The sequence below is a fragment of the Mycobacterium sp. genome (assembly GCF_050701675.1).
Taxonomy (GTDB): domain Bacteria; phylum Actinomycetota; class Actinomycetes; order Mycobacteriales; family Mycobacteriaceae; genus Mycobacterium.
The window spans coordinates 1-2,007 of record NZ_JBOGDD010000756.1 but is presented as its reverse complement, the minus strand read 5'-3'; the positions used below and the strand labels follow the sequence as shown (position 1 = coordinate 2,007).

Annotated in this window: 3 protein-coding genes; all 3 read left to right on the top strand. The window is 67.3% G+C overall.

The window, feature by feature from the left end; genetic code table 11:
- On the top strand, nt 1-584 hold a 584-nt coding region (locus tag ACRDUX_RS23140; RefSeq protein WP_526416897.1), incomplete at its 5' end, for an inositol-3-phosphate synthase.
- 73 nt (nt 585-657) lie between these two features.
- Nucleotides 658-1,551 carry an Rv0045c family esterase gene (locus ACRDUX_RS23135; protein WP_526416895.1) on the top strand — a complete coding sequence of 298 codons (894 nt, stop codon included), beginning with the start codon at nt 658-660 and terminating at the stop codon, nt 1,549-1,551.
- Between the two features lie 10 nt (nt 1,552-1,561).
- The coding region (locus tag ACRDUX_RS23130) for an LLM class F420-dependent oxidoreductase (RefSeq protein WP_526416893.1) at nt 1,562-2,007 on the top strand (446 nt) is incomplete at its 3' end.

Sequence of the window (2,007 nt, the reverse complement as noted above, 5' to 3'; positions counted from 1 at the left end):
TCTTCATTGCCTCGGACCCGGTGTGGGCCAAGAAGTTCGAAGACGCCGGCGTGCCGATCGTCGGCGACGACATCAAGAGCCAGGTCGGCGCGACCATCACCCACCGCGTGATGGCCAAGCTGTTCGAGGACCGCGGCGTGCAGCTCGATCGCACCATGCAGCTCAACGTCGGCGGCAACATGGACTTCCTCAACATGCTCGAGCGCTCGCGCCTGGAATCCAAGAAGATCTCCAAGACCCAGGCCGTCACGTCCAACCTGCAGCGTGAGTTCAACACCAAGGACGTGCACATCGGCCCGTCCGATCACGTCGGCTGGCTCGACGACCGCAAGTGGGCCTACGTCCGCCTCGAGGGCCGCGCCTTCGGCGACGTGCCGCTGAACCTGGAGTACAAGCTCGAAGTCTGGGACTCGCCCAACTCGGCAGGCGTCATCATCGACGCGGTGCGTGCCGCGAAGATCGCCAAGGACCGTGGCATCGGCGGACCCGTCGAAGCCGCGTCGGCGTACCTGATGAAGAGCCCGCCCAAGCAGATGCCCGACGACATCGCGCGGGCACAGCTGGAAACCTTCATCGAGGGCTAGTTTTCGAGCGATTTGGGCGCGTCCAGTTGCGGTGAGCGCCACTGAGCGCGCCCGAATCGCGTAGAAAAGACGCGTGATCTCAGACGACGAATTGGCGGGGCTCGACGAGTTCGCCCTGCTGCCCGAGAACGCCGAGCAGATCGGCGCGACGGGTCCACTGCCCCCGGTCGAGCGCATCTCCTCCGGCAACGTCAGCGCCATCAAATGGGGCGATGAACCGCCGCAGGTCGTCTTCCTGCACGGCGGCGGGCAGAACGCCCACACCTGGGACACGGTGATCCTCGGACTCGGCATGCCCGCCCTGGCCGTCGACCTGCCCGGGCACGGCCGCTCGGCCTGGCGCGAAGACGGCGACTACGGGCCCAAGCTCAGTGCCGAGACGCTACTGCCGGTGCTCCGCGAGTGGGCGCCGACGGCGCGGCTGGTCGTCGGCATGTCACTCGGCGGCCTGACCGCTCTGCGCATCGCCGCCACCGCGCCCGCCCTCGTTCCCGAGCTGCTGCTCGTCGACGTCACTCCCTCGGCGCCTGCCCGCCACGAAGAGATGACCAAGGCGCAGATGGGCACCGTCGCACTGGTGCAGGGAGCCCGCACCTTCCCATCGTTTGCCGCCATGCTCGACGTGACCGTCGCGGCGGCACCACACCGCGACCGGAACTCGTTGCGCCGCGGCGTCTTTCACAACAGCAAGCAGCTCGACGACGGCACCTGGACCTGGCGCTACGACTCATTCCGCAAGGGCGAGGGGTTCGAGAATCTGTGGGACGACGTTCCCTCGATCACCATGCCGACCACGCTGGTGCGCGGCGCCGACTCGCACTTCGTGAACGACGAGGACGCCGAGGCCTTCGCCAAGGGCGCCCCCGGGTTCCAGCGCACCCACGTCGTCGCCGGCTCCGGTCACTCCGTCCAAGGCGACCAGCCACGAGCACTGGCCGACATCCTGCATGGCGTCCTGGACGCCTAACGTAGGCGCAATGAGCTTTCCCACCCGCATCGGCGTCCAACTGCAACCCCAGCACTCCCCCAACTACGGCCACCTGCGCGACGCGGTCCTGCGTTGCGAGGACCTCGGCGTCGACGTGGCGTTCAACTGGGACCACTTCTACCCGCTGTACGGCGATCCCGACGGCGCACACTACGAGTGTTGGACCATGCTCGGCGCGTGGGCCGAACAGACGTCGCGCCTCGAAATCGGCGCGCTGGTGAGCTGCAACTCCTACCGCAACCCCGAGCTGCTTGCCGACATGGCGCGGACTGTCGACAACATCTCCGACGGGCGGCTGATCCTCGGGATCGGCTCGGGCTGGAAGGAGAAGGACTACGACGAGTACGGCTATGACTTCGGCACCGTCGGCAGCCGCCTCGACGACCTCGCCTTGGCGATGCCGCGCATCACGTCGCGACTCGGCAAGCTCAACCC